The sequence below is a fragment of the Rhodococcus sp. IEGM 1408 genome (genome assembly GCF_033142235.1).
GTDB lineage: Bacteria > Actinomycetota > Actinomycetes > Mycobacteriales > Mycobacteriaceae > Dietzia.
Map to the genome: position 1 here is coordinate 1 of NZ_JAWLRW010000053.1, position 528 is coordinate 528.

Genomic DNA, 528 nt, shown 5'->3' on the forward strand with positions numbered 1-528 from the left:
GGGCGGGACCGTCGAGTGGGTCGTCAGTGGCCGAAGTGTGGCGTGGTCCTGGCCGCCGCCAGCACTCTTGTGCAGTTGTGCATCCCCGGCTCGGGCAGTGGCATTCGGACCTTTCGGCGTCGGCACGTCCTCACCGGCAGCGTAGTCGCGGCACCGGATAGCAATCGGCTTTCGCGCTTGCTGTGGGAGATACTGAACTTCATGGCCGATGACCGCACTTTCGTTCCTGATTCCGACCACGGGCAGGCAGGGTGGGTGACTCTGCCGAGCGGGCAACGCGCCTACCGCTACGTTGGCTCCGACGACCTGATCTACGACGCCGGAACCGCACCCGGCACCGCCGCGTCGAACTAGGCATGGACCCGATCGAGCGCGCCGCCATCATCGACGAGGGCTACGACCCCGACGACCCTGCCGTCTTCGTCCAGTAGGAGCTTCTCTGCTCCGTTCACCATTCGAAGCTCGGCGTTCTCCTTTCCGTCCAGTGCCAGGACCAGGCGGGCCACCCAGTCACGTCCTCCCTCGAGC

1 protein-coding gene is annotated in these 528 nt (G+C 65.9%); it reads left to right on the plus strand.

All coding sequences use genetic code 11. The annotated features are described in order from the left end of the window. A partial coding sequence (locus R4P08_RS18455; protein ID WP_317815317.1) for a hypothetical protein occupies positions 1 to 354 on the plus strand: 354 nt, incomplete at its 5' end. Positions 355 to 528 lie beyond the last annotated feature (174 nt).